Below are 17,009 nucleotides of genomic sequence, written 5' to 3' on the forward strand. Positions count from 1 at the left end.
ACTTGCGTGCAGAGAGTTTGAGGCAGGCAACAGAAGTCCCATCAGAGACATCGACCTTGTCCTGCCCATGAATTTCCTGCGATTGGCATGCGATGCTGTGGCCTGTGGTGGCCCTGCGGCGGCGGGAAGCGCGCGGCCTCCCGCATCCCGTCATTTCGGCAAGAATTTGCTCTTCAGGTCCGCAAACTTCTGGTTCAGACCGAACCAGGGTCCGTTGTCAAAACGAACGGAAGCGGGTGTGCCGATCGCGGACGAAAGATCATGTCCACCGAGATCGATCCTGACCGCGACCCGATCGCTCGTCGCGGCAGACTGTTCGCTGACCTTCGGCAGTTGAGATACCGTCACGTCATGCAGAACCGTGCCTTGCGGCAAATCCACACTGACGTGCGGCGCGTTGTAGAGCGCCATCAGATGCGAGCGGTCCACCATTGCCACGACATGCGGCCTGGCCTCCGCATTGCGGAGCCCCAACACCTGAGCACCCACCTTGACCTGTGTGTCGACTGCCGGGCCCGTCGACTCGGCAACGCAATCACATGACGCAACCACTGACGTGCTTTGCCCGCTTTCGGTCAGAACGGTCAAAATCCGTTCGCCGCTCTTAACAGGTCCGGTCACAATATTGGTGATAATGCCGTTGGCTGGCGCCAGAACTGGTGTTGTGTCAACCGTCACCACGGCGCTGTCAGCTTCGAAGACCCAAAGTCGCTGATAAAGACTGCTTGCCAGAAAAGCGGCGAGCGCCAGCGAAAGGGCCAAAGTGGCAACAATACCAACAGCCTGACGAAGCTTGCTTGCGCCGGGAGCGGCCTCGGCTGATTTTCGCGGCCGCAGCTTCACGTCGCCCGAGGCGCGCTTGGCGAAATCGAGAAGATCGTTGCCTTCAACGATTTCACCACTGATGTAGGAATCGTGAATGTAACGCAACATGCGTTGTGCCGCCGCCGACGTATCGACATATTTGAAACCGGTACGCCCGGTTTCGGCGCTGGAATGGCGAACTTCCGCTTTTACAGGCAGAAGGACATCGAAGCCATCAAGCGGGATCTGCAACTGCAGGGGCAGCACTTTTCCTTCTTCGAACGTAGCGCTGCCGGTTGCAACACCCACGCCGCCCAAGGACCAGTCGATTGACGAATATCTGTGCTGATCGATGACGCATTTTAGCGGTAACTTGTAGCGCGCATGCTGACGTTGTTCATCCGCTTCGAAACTCACGACGCTCATATTCATTTTGGGCTCCTTCGCGGGTCAACGCATACCGAAAATCGCGGTCGTCGCCCCAATGCCTGGGACTGACAATTGGCCGACGAGCAACGATATGAGGGTTACAAACAGGGTAATCGATAAAACATGCATGTATGTGGAAGAGGCGTTTTTCAACGCGACGGCCCGGCCCGCACCACTGGAGGACAGCGTTGTTTTCTGCCGCGTCCACTTCTGGCGATCGAGGTGAAAGAAAATATAGGTTTTGATGATCGAGCCAAAGACCTGATTGAAATAGATAAAAAATGGATAGAAGATCGACACCCGTGGACGGGAATTGAACAACATCAATGTCATGATGTAGCGGGTCAGCAGAACCCAGGCGATATAGGCCGGAAAAATGAACGGGTTATCGAACAGGCCGATCAGAATGACCATCACTAGACCGGCAAGCGATGTCCACATCGAGATGCGTTGATCGAAAATCGTCCACCAGGTGAAATAACCGATACGCCACGGACCGAGTGCCAATGCACGGCTGTTGGTGCGTAACATGTTGCCAAACCAGCGCGTCATCAATTGCGCTGCAGCCTGGAAAAATCCGGATGTCGGCGGATCTTCAACCGTCGCGACGCTAACGTCAGGCAGATAAAGCATCTGATAATTGTTGCGCAGCAGCCAGTACCAGCTCGACTTGTCGTCACCGGTGAGAAACTTCAACCTGCCAAGACGCCAATGCTCGATATAGTCCGACTCCACCTGACGGATAAACTCGGGATTGGTGATGACGGACGCGCGGAACATCGACATCCGGCCGGTCAGCGTCAGCACACGCCTGGAAAGGCCGTTGGACGACATCAGAATGTGGCGTTGTGCAAAACGCAGCGAATACCAGATGTGAAATGATGATTTCCCACGAACCCGCGACGTCTCGTCCGTGGTCAACGCACCAACCCGACCATCCGCGAAGAAACCGGCACACCGGTCGACAAGATTTTCAGGCACGATGGAATCGCCATCGATCACGGCAACCACGTCATCGGCACGAGGCTCCAGCTTGGAGACCGCCCGGAAAGCATAGGCCAATGCATCGCGCTTGCCGCTGCCATTGATGCGGGTGATCACCAACCGGACACTGGTTTTTTCACCACAGATAAGGCGGTGCATGGAACGGATCAGGCGCTGATCCGACATTTCTACGATCGACGCGACAACAGTCGCTCCACCGCGAGACGAAAGAGCGGCGCGGAATGCGGCACGGTAGACTTCCGCCGTTGTGTCGCCGTCGATACGAAAACTCGTTACGATGAGATAGGCATGTGGCGCCTGGCCATTTTCCGCACTGTGCAGAAGATGGCGATCCGCACGGAGACGCATTTTGGGGAAAACGACGCTGCGGTAAATGTTGGACCGTACAAAATGCAAAATACCCCAGAAATATCGCCATACGGCCAGAGCGCCCAGACCAAACAGGAGGCCGGTGTTCGCGCCAAAAAGAACGCCTTCCGGAACGACAACAATCAGACTGGCGAGCGCCAGCACAAACAGCACGTGCGCTGGAAGGCTTTCACTCCAATAAACGATAGCGGATTGCTCTCCCGCCTGAGAAACAGGGACTGTTGATAATCTATCGACAGGCAATACTTCACCAGGGAGACCGAGCACTCTCTTTTCGAGATTGCGTCTCATGGCATAATCCATCAATTAAATATTTTTTTGCACCAGCATGCAATTCTAAGTATAAATCTGAATATATCCAATATATTTCTTTATTATAAGCTAAAATTGGAATTATTCAAACTATAAATTCAAAAATACAAATAATTATTATATTCTATTCAGCATCATCCAAGTAACGAACTGGAATTTCCCACAATACGACCTTCGGCACGGCCTGGGCATCCAAAGTCTTGAGAAACTCCTGCATGGGCGCGAAAGGCCCCTTCCCCTCTCGGGCGTAGTTGAGAACATCGACCTCGCATATCGTTTTCAGCTGGTCCTCAAAAGACCACAGCGGGTTTGCGCTGTAGCTGGTTCCAACAAGCACAACCTGGTCCATCACGTGCGTTTCACCGTCACTACCGGCAAACAGCGCATCGGCATCATCGACCTTGGCCGCAGCCGATATTGGCTGGATAATATCAGCGCTTTCCTGAGAACCGGACAGCATCCAGCCTGCATCGACAAACTTCGCAAGGTCGCCAACGTGGCGCACATTATCTTGCGGCACACTTTCGAAAGCGGTTTTCATCAGCTGGTCCCGACCGGGAATTGCCGAACAGGCCGCCTTGGCGGCAAGGCCACTGCCTTTGACGGTCCAGTGTGTATCCGCCCGCAGGAAAAGTTCTTCCGGCTTTGCAGCTCCGAACGTCGCTGCGACATCCGCAGCCGGAATGCCTCTTTCTTTAAGAAAAGCCAGAAACCTGGGGTAAAGATCGGCGTTGCTATCAGGCAGGACGTTACCCCCCAGTTCGCCGGCAACGACCTGCGCTTTGGGCGGGACTGGCACAATCACCAGAGTGCTGCCTTTTTCGGCCAAAGTGGCACGGATATCCGTGATCGTCTGGAAAGATCTATCCAGGTTGGCCTCCGATGTGCGGCCCCAGGCAAACTCCTCCGCCGTGAAAAGCCAGCCATTGCGACCAACGATAGCACCCTTCCGCGCCTCTCCGAAAATACCGAGAGAAACTGCATTGAAGAGTTCGACAGCAAAACCGCTGAACGGCAGTTCCCGCTCATAACCTTCTTCAAACCGGCTGGTCATCTTGCCGGTCCACACATCGGCAAGCGCGTCCACCCTTATATCCTCCTCCGGAAGATAGACCACATAGTTGGCGGTGATTCCGGCACCGGCCAGCAGAAGGAAAAGAACCGACGCGGTTGAAAGCAAACGTGGTGAGATCATGCGTCGCACTCCCTAAAACTGAAAATAGAGGAAGGGTGAGTCGTTGTCGGCCGTCAGCTTCAGTATCGACACCATACCGAGAAAGCACACGATGCCCGTTGCCGCCAAGGCTACACCCCCAGTCGACGGGGAAAGTTGCATATGGATCAGTCGCTCAGCCGGAAAAGTCCGATTAAACCATGGTTCGATGAACACGACCACAACACCCACAGCCAGGGATGCAAGGGCGAAGTTCTTGATTTGCCAAGCGATATCCGGCTGCATGGCCAAACCGTTAAGTCCGATCATACCACGATACATATCGAGCGCATTGTGCACGTCGAGTGACCGAAACATGACCCAGCCAAGCATCACCAGAAACAGGGTGCCACCCAAGGCGACGACAGAGCGTTTATCCGATGGCTTGATACCGAGCAGGCGTTCCAAAGCCAGCAGGCCACCATGCCACACACCCCACAGCACGAAGGTCCAGTTTGCACCATGCCACAGTCCACCAAGAACCATGGTGATGAACAGATTGAAGTAAGTCCTGAATGTCCCGAGCCTGTTGCCACCGAGTGGAATGTATAGGTAGTCGCGCAGCCAGGCCGAGAGGCTGAGATGCCAGCGACGCCAGAATTCCGTAATTGACCGCGATACATAGGGACAATCGAAATTCTCGATAAAACGGAACCCCATCATCATGCCCAATCCCACAGCCATGCTGGAATAGCCCGAGAAGTCAAAATAGAGCTGGATTGAATATGCGATCGTTCCAAGCCAAGCTTCGGCAAGGGTTGGATCGGCCTTGGCAAAGATGGCATCGGCAATGGGTGCCACGGAATCCGCAATCAGCACTTTTTTTGCAAGCCCGGCAAAGAAACGAATGCCGCCTTCGGCAAAAAGCTCCAGGGAATGCTGCCTATACATGAACTGATGAGCGAGATCCTTGTATCGCAACACCGGACCGGCGACCAACTGAGGAAACAAAGCCTTGAATGCAGCGAAATCAAAGAAATTCTGCGCCGGCGGCGCGTCCTCTCGATAGATATCGATAAGATACGAAATCGCCTGAAATATATAAAAGGATATTCCGATCGGCAGCAGAATACGCGCATGCCATGATGTGAACGGCGCGCCGCCATTGAACAAGTCGGCAAGACTGTCCATGAAGAAATTACAATATTTGAAGTAACCGAGCACAAGCAATGGCCCGGTAATGGCAACAACCAGCAGTCTTTTGCGCGATTTTGCCGTCCGTTCTACATAGATCAGCTTTCCGAAGATGTAACTCCAGAGAGTGACCAGGAAGAGCAGGGCAAGATAGTCCATCCTCCACCATCCATAGAATAGATAGGAGAACAGAAGTATAACAAGGGATTTATACCGAAAAGGAACGGAGAAATACACACCGAACGCAATTGGCAAAAACATAAATATGAATAAAACGGATGAAAAAACCATCTTTATCGACTTTCTTCATGAAGGCCGAATTAAATATGCTGATATAAGAATATGAATTAATACCAGAGTCAACAATACTGTTAATAAAAAATTAAGGCGCTTGTAAAAGCGCGCCAAATTGACTTTCGATCCGCAATTATGGAAAATAGATTTTAGAATTTTTTTGCCATGCAGCATAGGCAATACGCCAACCAGGATTTATCAATATATTTCTCAAACGGCGACGTAGCATTGCGAAATTGCAATTGAGACACGACAAGAAGCCTGAAGTTAGAATTATTTTTTGATTTTTTAGCATTAATTGGGAGATACGGTTCATCAACATGAACTGAACGCCGCAACGACAGGGAATAATTTCGCCCTCAGGAACGGCGATATCCGGATGATTTTACCATATGCGACATCTGCGAGCACACAGAGGAGACGGTGTGCGGCGCGTTAAAATGACATGTGCATGTCTTTCAGCTTTGGCCGCTAGAGGGAGTAACTCTTTTTGAGACACAACCTTCTGTCGCACCAGCCATATTTTCTATTGCTTGCAGACAACAGATTTTATATGTCCGGAACGGTTCAGGGAGCCGCCGATGTCCGTATTGAAAAGAAAAACGAAAACACCTGTGCTCGTCGAGCGCATCGACGAATTCGTGGAAAAAATCAACCGGACGATGGAGAGGAACGAGGAAACTCGCAACAAACAGATTCGCGATCTGTGGGACGAGGAAGTCCGTTTCCATTTCGACAATGGCCGTACGGAAAAGACGCTCGAACTCTACATCATGAAGTATCGGTATGCGCTGAAAGCGAAGTTCGGCCCCAAAAGCACGCCGCTTGCCATCTGCAACATGAAAAAGCTGCGAGAGCGGCTGAAAACCTACATTATATCCACGGACTACCAAAGAACCGGCGTGGCAACCTCAATCGTCGAGAAGATCGAACGCGCCGAATTCAATACCGCCGGACGCAAGCCGACAGTGCTGTTGCGCATTTCAGATTTCATTTCGTCCATGAACGGCATGTCCTCCAAGGAAGACATGGTGGCTCTGTGGGAAAATGAACTTCAGAGCATGGACGGCAGAGCCCGTACTACGATCATTTCCTACATCACCAAGTACCGCAATGCGATCAAGGAGGCATTTGGTGATGAACACCCGATGCTTAAGATCGCGACAGGCGATGCGGCGATGTATGACGACCAACGCCGCGCCAAGATGGAAAAGATCGCCACCAAACATGGCGCGCTGATTACGTTCCAGAACTACAAGCAGGTCTTGAAGATTTGTGCCGATTGCCTCCAGTCGAGCGATCCCTTGATGATCGGGATCGGGCTGATTGGCTTGACGGGACGGCGGCCGTACGAAGTCTTCACACAGGCAGAGTTCTCCCCTGCTCCTTATGGCAAAGGCGTTTGCAAGTGGAGCCTTCTGTTCAGTGGCCAGGCAAAAACAAAACAGGGCGAAGGCACGAAGTTTGGTGTCACCTATGAAATTCCGGTTCTGACGCGCTCCACTGTCATCCTTGCGGCCTATGAACGGCTGCGAAAGAGCAGCCAGGGCATCCTCTGGCACAAGATGTCGATTGACGATTTTGCTGCTGCAACGCGCCTGCCGTTACGAGAGGCCGTCTTCAACATTTTCGAGAACGTCTGGCCGGAGGAAGAACTTCCCAAGCCCTACGGACTGCGTCATCTCTATGCGGAAGTGTCCTATCACTTCTTTGCACCGCCGCACGTAACGAAAAACAGCTATTTCGCTGCCATTCTCGGGCACAATAACAACGACCTCGAAACGTCGCTCTCCTATATGACCTATACGCTGCCGGAAGATCGCGCAGACGCCGAGGCACGGGCGAAACGCATTACCGAGCGAACATTGCTGCAGATGACAAACATTACGCCGGCGTCTTTCGAGAACGAAACGCGCTGATAACGGCGGCGTTACCTATGTCTTCGTAAACAGAGAAGCGATCGCTCTCAGGCTCAGTCACTTTGATGTTGCTGGCTAATCGCACCAAGACCGCCGATGGCGAAACTATAGAGGTGCTCGACAAGCGCTTCGCGCGGCATCTCCAGAATCTGGTTGGCAAAGATGTTGGGGCCGCGCCCAACCACCAGCAGCATCGCGCAAGGCGCCGCGACACTGACGAGACATCTGACCAATGCGGGATCATCGGAAGGGATCGCCGTGATCTCGCTGAGGATCGGCAGAATGATCCGGAATTTCGGCATGACTTCAGTCTGCTGCATCGACAGGAAATGTGAGGACGGTGCGAGAATCTCCCGTCCGAGAATCCTGACCGGCCAACGCTCTGTTCCTGTCGCGCCGTCAACAAGGAACTCTATCAGTTTTTTGAGCTTGGTCGTCGCCGGAACAGTGCTGGCGGCAAGCCGTTCCAGATCTCCGACATTGATCAGGCGGCGGTGCGCTTCCGTAAGGGCAGCCTGATAAAGACCGTTTCGGCTGCCGAAATGGTAATTGATCGAGGCAAGGTCTACCTCGGCCTCTGCGGCTATCATCTTGCTCGTCGTTTCGGCAAAGCCGACTGAGGCAAAGAGTTCGCCCGCCGCCACCAGGATGCGATTGTAGGTCACCTCCCCATCAGCGCGCTGCGTTCGAACCGTTTTCTTCCTCATCAACTCACCCCAGGTACAGAACCCATCTTCTTCGAAGCCATGTCTGTCGGGCGTGTATTCCTCGACCAGACACGCCACCGGATAGCGAAATTACCCTCAATTTCAAGAGACTCGACAATAACAGTGCAATAGTCTAAATTCAATTTAAATTTAATATCGCGCATGCCGGTGTTGGCCAGCCTGCTGCTCAAAGGCCCTTCTCATGAAAAAAGCACTGTTTTCTCTCCTGCTCATCGTCGCTGCCGCTGCAGCCTGGTATTGGCAAGACCAGCGGAAAGCTGAGGAAACCGGTGTTCTCACTATGTTTGGTAATGTGGATATTCGGCAGGTCTCACTCGCCTTTGACGGCAGCGGCAGAATTGCAGAGCTCAATGCTGAAGAAGGTGACCGCGTGATTGCCGGACAGGTCGTCGGCCTGCTTGATAACAGGACACTCGAGCTTCAGGCAAATGAGCAGGAAGCGAATGTCGACGTGCAGCGACAAACCCTTCTCAAGCTTCGCAACGGCTCAAGACCTGAAGAAATCGCCCAGGCGCGTGCCCAACTCGCTTCGGCAGAAGCATCGGCAGCACGTGCCGAACAGGATTTCACCCGTGCCAGCCGATTGCGCTCGCCCTCCGGTGGCGCGATCAGCGAGCAAAGCTACGATCAGGCACAGGCAGACGCCCGCGCCGCAACCGCAAAGGTCAATGAACTGCGTGCAGCCCTGCAACTGGCGGAAGCCGGTACGCGAAAGGAAGACATTGCTGCCGCAGAGGCACAACTCAAGGCATCGGAAGCGAGCCTTGCGCTTTTGCGACACCAGATCGACCAGGGCCAACTCCGTGTTCCCATGGACGCCGTCATCCGATCGCGCCTGCATGAACCGGGCGACATGGTTACATCCGCCTCCCCCGTATTCTCTCTTGCCCTGACCGATCCCAAATGGATTCGCGTCTATGTCGACGAAGCTGATATCGGCAAGATCAAGCCGGGGATGCAGGCGCGGATCATGACAGACAGTCACCCGGATAAAGCCATCGAAGGCAAGGTGGGTTACATTTCCTCCGTAGCTGAGTTTACACCGAAATCAGTGCAGACAGAGGAGCTCCGCACCAGCCTCGTCTATGAAGTGCGTGTGATCGTTACGGACACCGAAAACGTGTTGCGTCTTGGCCAACCGGCAACGGTTCGCCTGCAAATCGGGGCGCCATCGTGACCAAAGCCGATACAACCGTCGCGATCGAGAACCTCCGAAAGACCTTCAAGGGTCCAGACGGCGGGCCGGTCGTCGCCGTCGACGGTATATCGATGACAATGCGCCCAGGCGAACTCACAGCACTCGTCGGCCCAGATGGAGCCGGAAAGACGACCCTGATGCGGATGATTGCCGGTCTGCTCGAACCAGATTCAGGGTCACTCGCTGTTTTGGGCATGGATGTCGTCGCCACGCCGCAGGCTGTGCAGGATCGCATCAGCTACATGCCACAGCGGTTCGGCCTCTATGAAGACCTGAGCGTCCAGGAAAATCTTGATCTCTACGCCGACCTGCATGGCGTGCCGCAGCAGGAACGTCGGGACCGCTTTGCCCGCATGCTCGCGATGACGGATATGGCGCGGTTTACCGATCGGCCGGCTGGCAAGCTGTCCGGGGGGATGAAACAAAAGTTGGGGCTCGCTTGCACCCTCGTGCGCGCACCGGATCTTCTGCTGCTTGACGAACCGAGTGTCGGCGTCGATCCGTTATCACGCCGCGATCTCTGGGAAATCGTCCAGCAACTTGTCAATGACCAACAACTCAGCGTCATTGTCAGCACGGCTTACATGGACGAGGCAGAGCGCTGCGCTCAGGTGTTTGTCATGAACAATGGGCGGCTTTTGGCCAACGGAACACCTGAGCAACTTAAACACCGCGCAGAAGGGCTGACCTTCATCGCAACGCCGCCTGCGGGCGACCCAACTCGCGAGCTTCAGGCACATCTGATCGATGCCAAGGACGTCATCGTCGATGCAGTCCCGAAGGGTGGCAATGTTCGTTTCATTCTTCAGCCACAAGCCGATCAAGCCCTGACCGATCGACTTCTGAAAGACCTGGATGTCGCGCCGTGCCCCGAAGAACTGGAAGATGCCTTCATGATGCTTTTGCAGCAGGAAGCGCATGGCGCAACGCCCGCTACGGAGGCTTCCGACCAGCACGCGGCTCGATCGCCGTTACGGGCAGAAAACGACGAGAAGCCGGTCATCGTTGTTCGTGATCTGGTCCGGAAGTTCGGTGATTTTACGGCTGTGGCCAGCACCTCCTTCGATGTGGCTCGCGGGGAAATATTCGGCCTGTTAGGGCCAAACGGCGCAGGCAAGACGACAACCTTCCGTATGCTGTGCGGTCTGCTCCCCGCCACCAGCGGCCATCTGGAAGTCGCAGGACACAACTTGCGAACTGCGCGCGCAGAGGCACGTGGACGCATTGGCTACGTTTCCCAGAAATTTGCGCTTTACGGCAACCTGACGGTTCAGGAAAACCTGGAATTCTTTGGCGGTGCTTACGGTTTGCGAGGCAAAAAACTGCGCGAACGTGTCGATGCGGCTCTGGAACAATTCACGCTCAGCCCTTCCGCGCAAAGCGGTCTTCTTCCTACCGGTTACAAGCAGCGTCTGGCCATGGCGACCAGCCTCCTGCACCAACCGGACATCCTGTTTCTGGATGAACCCACGAGCGGCATCGACCCGCTTGCAAGGCGCGCCTTCTGGCGCACCATCACAACGCTGGCGAGACGGGGTGTGACGATCATCGTCACCACCCATTTCATGGAAGAGGCCGAATATTGCGATCGCATCGCCATTCAGGATGCAGGCCATCTCCTTGCGCTCGGAACACCTAAGGCGGTGCGCGAACAGGCCGGTGAGGCCGGCGCCACGGATATGAACAGCGCCTTCATTGCCATCGTCGAACAAGGACGTGCCGAACGAGACGCAAAAGAGGCTGCCGCATGAGCGCCTCCGGTTTCACGAGACGTCTGATCGCCCTGACCCGCAAGGAAATTCGCCAGATGCTGCGCGATCGGAGCAATCTGATCGTTGGACTGCTGTTGCCAGCAATCCTGATCCTGCTGTTCGGTTACGGCCTTTCTTTCGACGTAAAAGATGCGCGCGTAGCCATTGTCCTCGAGGATAGTTCTCCAACGGCCCGTCAGGCGGTCGCCGGGCTGCAAGGCTCGCCCTATCTCGCCCCCCGTTGGAGCAATTCGATGGCCGAGGCTGAGCGCATGATCCGCGCTGGTGAGACCGACGCAATTTTGCGTGTGCCTGGCGAGTTCTCACGCCGCCTCGCCGCCGGCAACGCTGAGCTCCAGCTTTTGCTCAATGGTGTCGATTCCAACACGGCCTCGGCAATAGAGACCTATGTCACAGCCGCTATCGCCATTCCGATACAACAACAAACCGACCGCGCCGGAAACAAACCCGCTGGACCGGCAAGCGTCGTCATCACACAGCGCATGTGGTTCAATGAGGTGGGCGAAAGCACCTGGTATCTGGTGCCGGGATTGATCGTGCTGGTCATGACGTTGATCGGCGCATTTCTGACTTCACTGCTGATCGCAAGGGAATGGGAGCGCGGCACGCTCGAATCCCTGTTCGTCACTCCAGTCCGACCACTTGAACTGGTTCTTTCCAAACTGGCTCCTTATCTCGTCATTGGAGGTATCGACCTCGTCCTGTGCCTTCTGGCGGCCAAATACCTTTTCGAAGTGCCGATGCGCGGCTCTCTCTGGATTATTATCGGAGCATCGATGCTCTATCTGCTGGTATCGCTCAGCCTTGGTCTTCTCATCTCCGGCACAACACGCAACCAGTTCGCCGCCAGCCAGATGGCGCTGCTCACCAGCTTCATGCCGGCCATGATGCTGTCAGGGTTCGTTTTCGACCTGCGCAACGTACCCGTGGTGATCCAGATCATCAGCAAGCTTCTCCCGGCCACCCACTTCATGGGTCTCATCAAAACGCTTTTCATGGCTGGTGACTATTGGCCGGACATCGTGCGAGACTGCACGATCCTCGCTGTCTACGCGGTGGTCTTGATCGCACTGACACATCGCACTCTCAAGAAAACACTGGAGTGAGACGATGGAGGCGGTGATCGGCTATATCGCGAAAATCGTTTTTCTGTTCCGCAAGGAACTGATGGCCCTTCTCAAGGACCCATCCAGCCGGGCACTGCTGGTCGCGCCGGCGCTGATGCAGGCACTGCTGTTTGGTTATGGCGCAACCTACGATCTCACCCATGTTCCCTATGCCGTTCTGGACCAGAGCCGAGGCAAGGCTTCAACGGAACTGTTGAGCCGGCTGGACGGGACAGGCGTGTTCGAGCGCGTTGCAACGCTGACATCTTCCAGTGAGATTGCGGATGTCATCGACCGAGGTGACGCTCTGCTGGTGATTGCCATTCCCTCCGATTTCGAGACACGGCTGGCGGCAAACCGACAGGCTCCCCTTCAGGTCATTCTCGACGGTCGAAACTCGTCCACAGCAAGCCTTGCCGCCGGCTACGTCTCGTCAATCGTCGCATCCTACAACCAGTCGCTTGGCCAAACGCCGTCCATCACTATTCTGAGGCGCGCCTGGTTCAACCCCAACCTGGAATCCCGCTGGAACCTGATGCCGGCGCTGATCGCCTCTCTGAGTATGCTGCAAACGCTCATGCTGGCGGCACTGTCCGTCGCTCGCGAAAGGGAACAGGGCACATTTGACCAGTTACTGGTCACCCCGTTGACCCCACTGCAAATCCTGATCGGTAAGGCACTGCCGTCTATTCTCGTCGGCCTCATGCAGTCGACGATCATCTTCCTGATCATTCTCTTATGGTTCCAGATCCCGATGAATGGGTCGGTTTGGCTGCTTTATCTGGGGCTGGTCGGTTTTACGACGGCGTCGGTCGGCATAGGCTTATCCATCTCTGCGGTATCGCTGACCATGCAACAGGCGATGCTCTACACGTTCATGTTGGTCATGCCGCTGACCCTGCTCTCCGGTCTGCTCACACCCATCCGCAATATGCCAATCATCCTGCAGATAGCCACATACGCCAACCCGCTCCGTTTCGGCATCGATCTGGTCCGGCGCGTTTATCTGGAAGGTGCCGGGCTTGGCGATATCGCCTTCAACTTCGTCCCGTTGCTGGCAATCGCCGTCGTGACGTTGCCACTCGCGGCATGGCTGTTCAGAAATCGGCTGGGCTGACAAACAGGTCACACCGACATTTCTTCCTTATATTTTATTTACGTCGAGAGCCTCGATCCGCAATCGAAACTCTATGCCGATCGGCGCTACCCAAGCTGCAAACAACCTGCAGCCGCATTGAATGCACAACGACTTGTTCGACACCGCCACACTTCGCCACCGCCTGCTGAACGGATCGCAGCTCCGTGAGGAGCATGTGTGGTGCCTGGCAAAACAGGCTTTTCCTGCGCTCTGTTCAGACAAAACCGTAGCAGCCGTGCGCTTTCAATCGTTCCTGCGTGCGAACGCGCTTCTCGATGCGATGGTTCTGGCCATCTCGACGCTCTCTCCGCCCATATGTCTCGACCATATGCGACGAACGGGAAGCGACTGGTTTTGTTCGGCATCGACCGATGTCGAAGGCCACGCGGCAAAAGCAACCGGGAAGCACAGGGATATGGCGGCTGCCATGTTCATTGCCCTTCTGGATATTTTCGAACGCCGAAACGGTGGCCAGTCCAAGCGCAAGACAAGACTAATCGCAAACGAAGACAAGGATGAATAGCGTGCGGGAAAGTTCCCATTACAGACGTCGGTTAGCTGTTACGATGACCGCGCTGGTAACACCGTTGCGTGGACATAGTGTCGATTACGCAGCCTTTGACCACCTGGTGGAGTGGCAGATTGATCAGGGCGCCGAAGGCCTCGTCCTCAATAGCCTGACAGCAGAAGCACCGACTTTGACGGAAACGGAACGCCGCAGTTTGATAAGCCGTTGCGTGCATATCAGCAAAGGCAAGATTCCCATTGTGGTCGCAACCGGGACGAACAGCACAGCCACCACCTGTGACAGAACCCGCGAGGCCGAACATCTCGGCGCCGACGCCGTTCTAATAGTCCAGCCATATTATAATCGCCCGGCCCAGAAAGGCATCATTCACCACTTCGAAGAAGTGGCAAAGCGAACCGCGATGCCGATCCTCGTTCAGAACGATCCAGGTCATGCGGCAGTGGACATGAGTTTGGATACCATTCATCGCCTGTCGCAAATACCGAGTGTGATTGGCGTCGTTGACGACACCGCCGACTTTGGCCGTATCATCGCACACCGCAGCTGCATCGATCCCGAAGTCCTGAGTTTTTGCAGCAACGACGCCGCAACGGTCAGTCTTCTGGCCCAAACCCACGGATCGATATCGAGCGTCGCAAACCTCTGCCCATCGCTGGTTTTGGACCTGCATCGCGCGATACGCGACGGTGACCTGCAGCAGGCATGCGAGATCGATAAAAAATTGCGTCCCTTGATAAAAGCGGTCTCGCAGGAAAATACTCCTGCCGGATTGAAACAGGCTCTGTCCCGCTTGCGCGGTATTGATGCCTCAGTCCGACTTCCGCTGACAAACATTTCGGACGAGACGGCGCAGTCGATCTTTCAGGCGCTGAAGACACTGCGAAGCGAATGCGATAACTGCGGAAGATCGGACCTGGTTATCGAGGCAAAAAGCGCACGCCAAATGGCCAGTGGCAAGTTGTCTTTATGAAAAGATTATCTGGCGCACTTCTCTCCCCAATCGAAAACTTATGCGCCGATCCATATCGTTCATTGGCGCAGGGACGCCAAATGGCTGCCTGTTTCAAGGAGTGTTCACAGATGCATGGACGTTTTGGATTGTATTATCGGATGCAGAGCGAATTGCGCAGACGGGAGGCCACAGAAACCTTGGCCAACAAACGCGAGCCATTAAAGAAGCAACCTGCACCATCGGATTTCTTCATGCTGGTCAGGCTCATGGCTGTCGTAGGCGGCCTTTTGCTTGCCGTCTCGGTCGTCATGAACGCCATCCAATAACCTCAGACAACCGAAAATCCTGAAAAACACCAATAACCGGAGTAAAAAAGGATGCACGAGAAGCTCATCGAACCACCCCCTTCGACCAATGCCAGGTTCACCATCGGCCAAAATGAAAATGGCTGGTGGCTGGTCTGCGACAGGTTAGGCCTCGTCGGAGGACTGTTTATCGATAGAGCATCGGCTGTGCGCTTTGCGAAAGACGAAAGCGACGGCCATCCAGAGCAGGTCGGCTACCTGCCGGAACGCCAGGACCTGAAGCTGAAAGACGTTTTCCGCGGCAGAAACTCCCAACGTTTTTCATTTGGAAGCCTGCCCCGCAGCATCAAACCACATATGCGGCGGGTGTCATAACAGGCTTCCAGACCGCCCTGTCGCTTTTCATTCACCCGCAAGTCGACAGGGCGGTCTTTTCCAAGGACACAAACGAAATGAACCGCGAACAACGATCCAAAGCCGCACGCGTGGTGCGGATGCGCGCATTTTTTGAGCTATCGATGCTGTTCCTCATAGCGATCGGAGCCATCTCACTCACCGTCGCACCATCAATCTATCCGCATCTGCCTTAGGTGCATCCGAGTTAAACGTGAACGTTGCGCCACGACGAAGCTTAGGCGGGAATACGTCGTGCAAGAAAGCTGATTGAGAACGAAATGACCGCTGCAGACCTTTATGCTTATCGGGTCGAGACGATTGAAATTACTTGGGATAACCTGACGTCGTGCCACGACTATCGTAAGAAGCTGGCAATTGCCTATTCTGCAGAGGAAGACCGCCCGACGCGAGAAGAGCGTCTTTCCGCTTTGGTAAAGTTTGAGTCATTTTTCAAATCGGCACTTGAAGCTGCCCGACGCGTCGGTTCGGAAGGAAACTTCCTCATCGGTCCACACATAGGCTTTCTCCCCGGCAACGCCCGCATGTGCGCCTATCTCGTCTGGAAGGACGACGACCACGGCAGCACATTTATCGTATCGCCAATCGAAATGCGCTGGCTCACCAGCCACTGAGAACATGACGCGTGGCTAACGGCGATCCCTGTGGCGCACTCCGCTCCCATCGGCCACACAGCTTGCTTAATTTCACCGAGGTGATGAGCGTGTTGACCAATCACCTTTTCGACATGGTCGACCACAATCCTTGCGACGGAAAGGTCGGAGACGGCCACCGCTATCAACAACTCGCTTGGATCTTCAAAGACTCAGGGCAAAACAAATACGTCTGGCCCTCTAATTTTCCCCTCGATCACCCGTCCGTGAAAGTCCGCAGTACGGCGACAATGCTCGTTCCCTATTTTGAAGTCTCACTTGACCTCGGTCTCGACAGTGAAGGCCGCAGCAACATTGGTATAGACAGCATCGTTGTCGGGCCAAGTTTACAAAGAGAGCGTATTCTCCAGGCTGCCACCATTGCCGTCAGGGAGTTCAGCGAGATCAGCTTAAGCCTGTCGGAGATACCGTACAGGTCGCTGTGATCGCCAGCAGAGCCTGTGTCGTTCAAGGCCGCTTGCGGTTGATTTGGGGATTTTGTGTTTGTAGTTATTCTGGGAGGGTATTTTGTGCTTTGTGGGGATATTGGTTGCGGGGGCAGGATTTGAACCTGCGGCCTTCAGGTTATGAGCCTGACGAGCTACCGGGCTGCTCCACCCCGCGGCACCATGACTTTGCCTTTGGCGAAGTCTCATTCAGCAGATTTGTCTGCTGAGAAGTTGATATTATAACAAAAAAGGCCGCGATGTGCGGCCTCTGTTATGGGCTTGAGGCCCTTATGTGATGAGAAGATTT

At 54.6% G+C, this 17,009-nt stretch carries 16 protein-coding genes and 1 tRNA gene; 11 read left to right on the plus strand and 6 right to left on the minus strand.

Going from position 1 to position 17,009, the window contains the following annotated elements; genetic code table 11:
- Nucleotides 1–150 precede the first annotated feature (150 nt).
- The 4 genes from HWX89_RS22605 to HWX89_RS22620 all read right to left on the minus strand — a co-directional run bounded on the left by HWX89_RS22605 (nucleotide 151) and on the right by HWX89_RS22620 (nucleotide 5,557).
- Nucleotides 151–1,236 (minus strand): PilZ domain-containing protein, encoded by a 1,086-nt coding sequence (locus HWX89_RS22605; protein WP_138791367.1) that lies wholly within the window; start codon nucleotides 1,234–1,236, stop codon nucleotides 151–153.
- Nucleotides 1,237–1,254: 18 nt separating this feature from the next.
- Nucleotides 1,255–2,898 carry a glycosyltransferase gene (locus HWX89_RS22610; RefSeq protein ID WP_246705229.1) on the minus strand — a complete coding sequence of 548 codons (1,644 nt, stop codon included), beginning with the start codon at nucleotides 2,896–2,898 and terminating at the stop codon, nucleotides 1,255–1,257.
- 145 nt (nucleotides 2,899–3,043) lie between these two features.
- A complete protein-coding gene (locus HWX89_RS22615; RefSeq protein ID WP_138791368.1) occupies nucleotides 3,044–4,114 on the minus strand; it encodes an alginate O-acetyltransferase AlgX-related protein in 1,071 nt (356 codons plus the stop codon).
- Between the two features lie 12 nt (nucleotides 4,115–4,126).
- On the minus strand, nucleotides 4,127–5,557 hold the full coding sequence (locus HWX89_RS22620) for an MBOAT family O-acyltransferase (RefSeq protein ID WP_138791369.1): 1,431 nt from the start codon (nucleotides 5,555–5,557) through the stop codon (nucleotides 4,127–4,129).
- 584 nt (nucleotides 5,558–6,141) lie between these two features.
- On the opposite strand from HWX89_RS22620, the gene telA reads away from it, so the two are divergent.
- Nucleotides 6,142–7,479, plus strand: a complete 1,338-nt coding sequence (gene telA / locus HWX89_RS22625; protein ID WP_138791370.1) for a telomere resolvase TelA — start codon at nucleotides 6,142–6,144, stop codon at nucleotides 7,477–7,479.
- A 53-nt stretch (nucleotides 7,480–7,532) separates the two neighbouring features.
- Here the strand turns inward: telA and HWX89_RS22630 are convergent, their stop codons facing one another.
- Nucleotides 7,533–8,186, minus strand: a complete 654-nt coding sequence (locus HWX89_RS22630; protein WP_138791371.1) for a TetR/AcrR family transcriptional regulator — start codon at nucleotides 8,184–8,186, stop codon at nucleotides 7,533–7,535.
- 202 nt (nucleotides 8,187–8,388) lie between these two features.
- Between HWX89_RS22630 and HWX89_RS22635 the strand changes: the two genes are divergently transcribed.
- The 10 genes from HWX89_RS22635 to HWX89_RS22680 all read left to right on the plus strand — a co-directional run bounded on the left by HWX89_RS22635 (nucleotide 8,389) and on the right by HWX89_RS22680 (nucleotide 16,699).
- A complete protein-coding gene (locus HWX89_RS22635; RefSeq protein WP_138791372.1) occupies nucleotides 8,389–9,384 on the plus strand; it encodes an HlyD family secretion protein in 996 nt (331 codons plus the stop codon).
- Nucleotides 9,381–11,156, plus strand: coding sequence for an ATP-binding cassette domain-containing protein (locus tag HWX89_RS22640; RefSeq protein ID WP_353505713.1), 1,776 nt, complete (start codon nucleotides 9,381–9,383; stop codon nucleotides 11,154–11,156). The genes HWX89_RS22635 and HWX89_RS22640 overlap by 4 nt, the downstream gene beginning before the upstream one ends.
- Complete coding sequence (locus HWX89_RS22645) at nucleotides 11,153–12,283, plus strand: ABC transporter permease (protein ID WP_138791373.1); 1,131 nt, start codon at nucleotides 11,153–11,155, stop codon at nucleotides 12,281–12,283. The genes HWX89_RS22640 and HWX89_RS22645 overlap by 4 nt, the downstream gene beginning before the upstream one ends.
- 4 nt (nucleotides 12,284–12,287) lie before the next feature.
- Nucleotides 12,288–13,400 (plus strand): ABC transporter permease, encoded by a 1,113-nt coding sequence (locus HWX89_RS22650; protein ID WP_138791374.1) that lies wholly within the window; start codon nucleotides 12,288–12,290, stop codon nucleotides 13,398–13,400.
- Nucleotides 13,401–13,521: 121 nt separating this feature from the next.
- Nucleotides 13,522–13,944 carry a hypothetical protein gene (locus HWX89_RS22655; protein ID WP_138791375.1) on the plus strand — a complete coding sequence of 141 codons (423 nt, stop codon included), beginning with the start codon at nucleotides 13,522–13,524 and terminating at the stop codon, nucleotides 13,942–13,944.
- Nucleotides 13,937–14,920 carry a 4-hydroxy-tetrahydrodipicolinate synthase gene (gene dapA / locus HWX89_RS22660; RefSeq protein ID WP_138791376.1) on the plus strand — a complete coding sequence of 328 codons (984 nt, stop codon included), beginning with the start codon at nucleotides 13,937–13,939 and terminating at the stop codon, nucleotides 14,918–14,920. Before HWX89_RS22655 ends, dapA begins: the two co-directional genes overlap by 8 nt.
- A gap of 110 nt (nucleotides 14,921–15,030) precedes the next feature.
- Entirely contained in the window at nucleotides 15,031–15,228 is a 198-nt protein-coding gene (locus tag HWX89_RS22665; protein ID WP_138791377.1) for a hypothetical protein, read from the plus strand.
- 51 nt (nucleotides 15,229–15,279) lie between these two features.
- A complete protein-coding gene (locus HWX89_RS22670) occupies nucleotides 15,280–15,582 on the plus strand; it encodes a hypothetical protein (protein ID WP_138791378.1) in 303 nt (100 codons plus the stop codon).
- Nucleotides 15,583–15,881: 299 nt separating this feature from the next.
- Nucleotides 15,882–16,235, plus strand: coding sequence for a hypothetical protein (locus HWX89_RS22675; RefSeq protein WP_138791379.1), 354 nt, complete (start codon nucleotides 15,882–15,884; stop codon nucleotides 16,233–16,235).
- A gap of 62 nt (nucleotides 16,236–16,297) precedes the next feature.
- A complete protein-coding gene (locus HWX89_RS22680) occupies nucleotides 16,298–16,699 on the plus strand; it encodes a hypothetical protein (protein ID WP_138791380.1) in 402 nt (133 codons plus the stop codon).
- A gap of 101 nt (nucleotides 16,700–16,800) precedes the next feature.
- On the opposite strand, the gene HWX89_RS22685 is transcribed toward HWX89_RS22680, so the two are convergent.
- Nucleotides 16,801–16,877: transfer RNA gene (locus tag HWX89_RS22685), tRNA-Met, on the minus strand.
- Between the last annotated feature and the right edge of the window lie 132 nt (nucleotides 16,878–17,009).

Origin of the sequence: Rhizobium sp. RM, from assembly GCF_013390595.1 — a bacterium.
In the GTDB taxonomy this organism is placed as follows: Bacteria; Pseudomonadota; Alphaproteobacteria; order Rhizobiales; family Rhizobiaceae; genus Agrobacterium.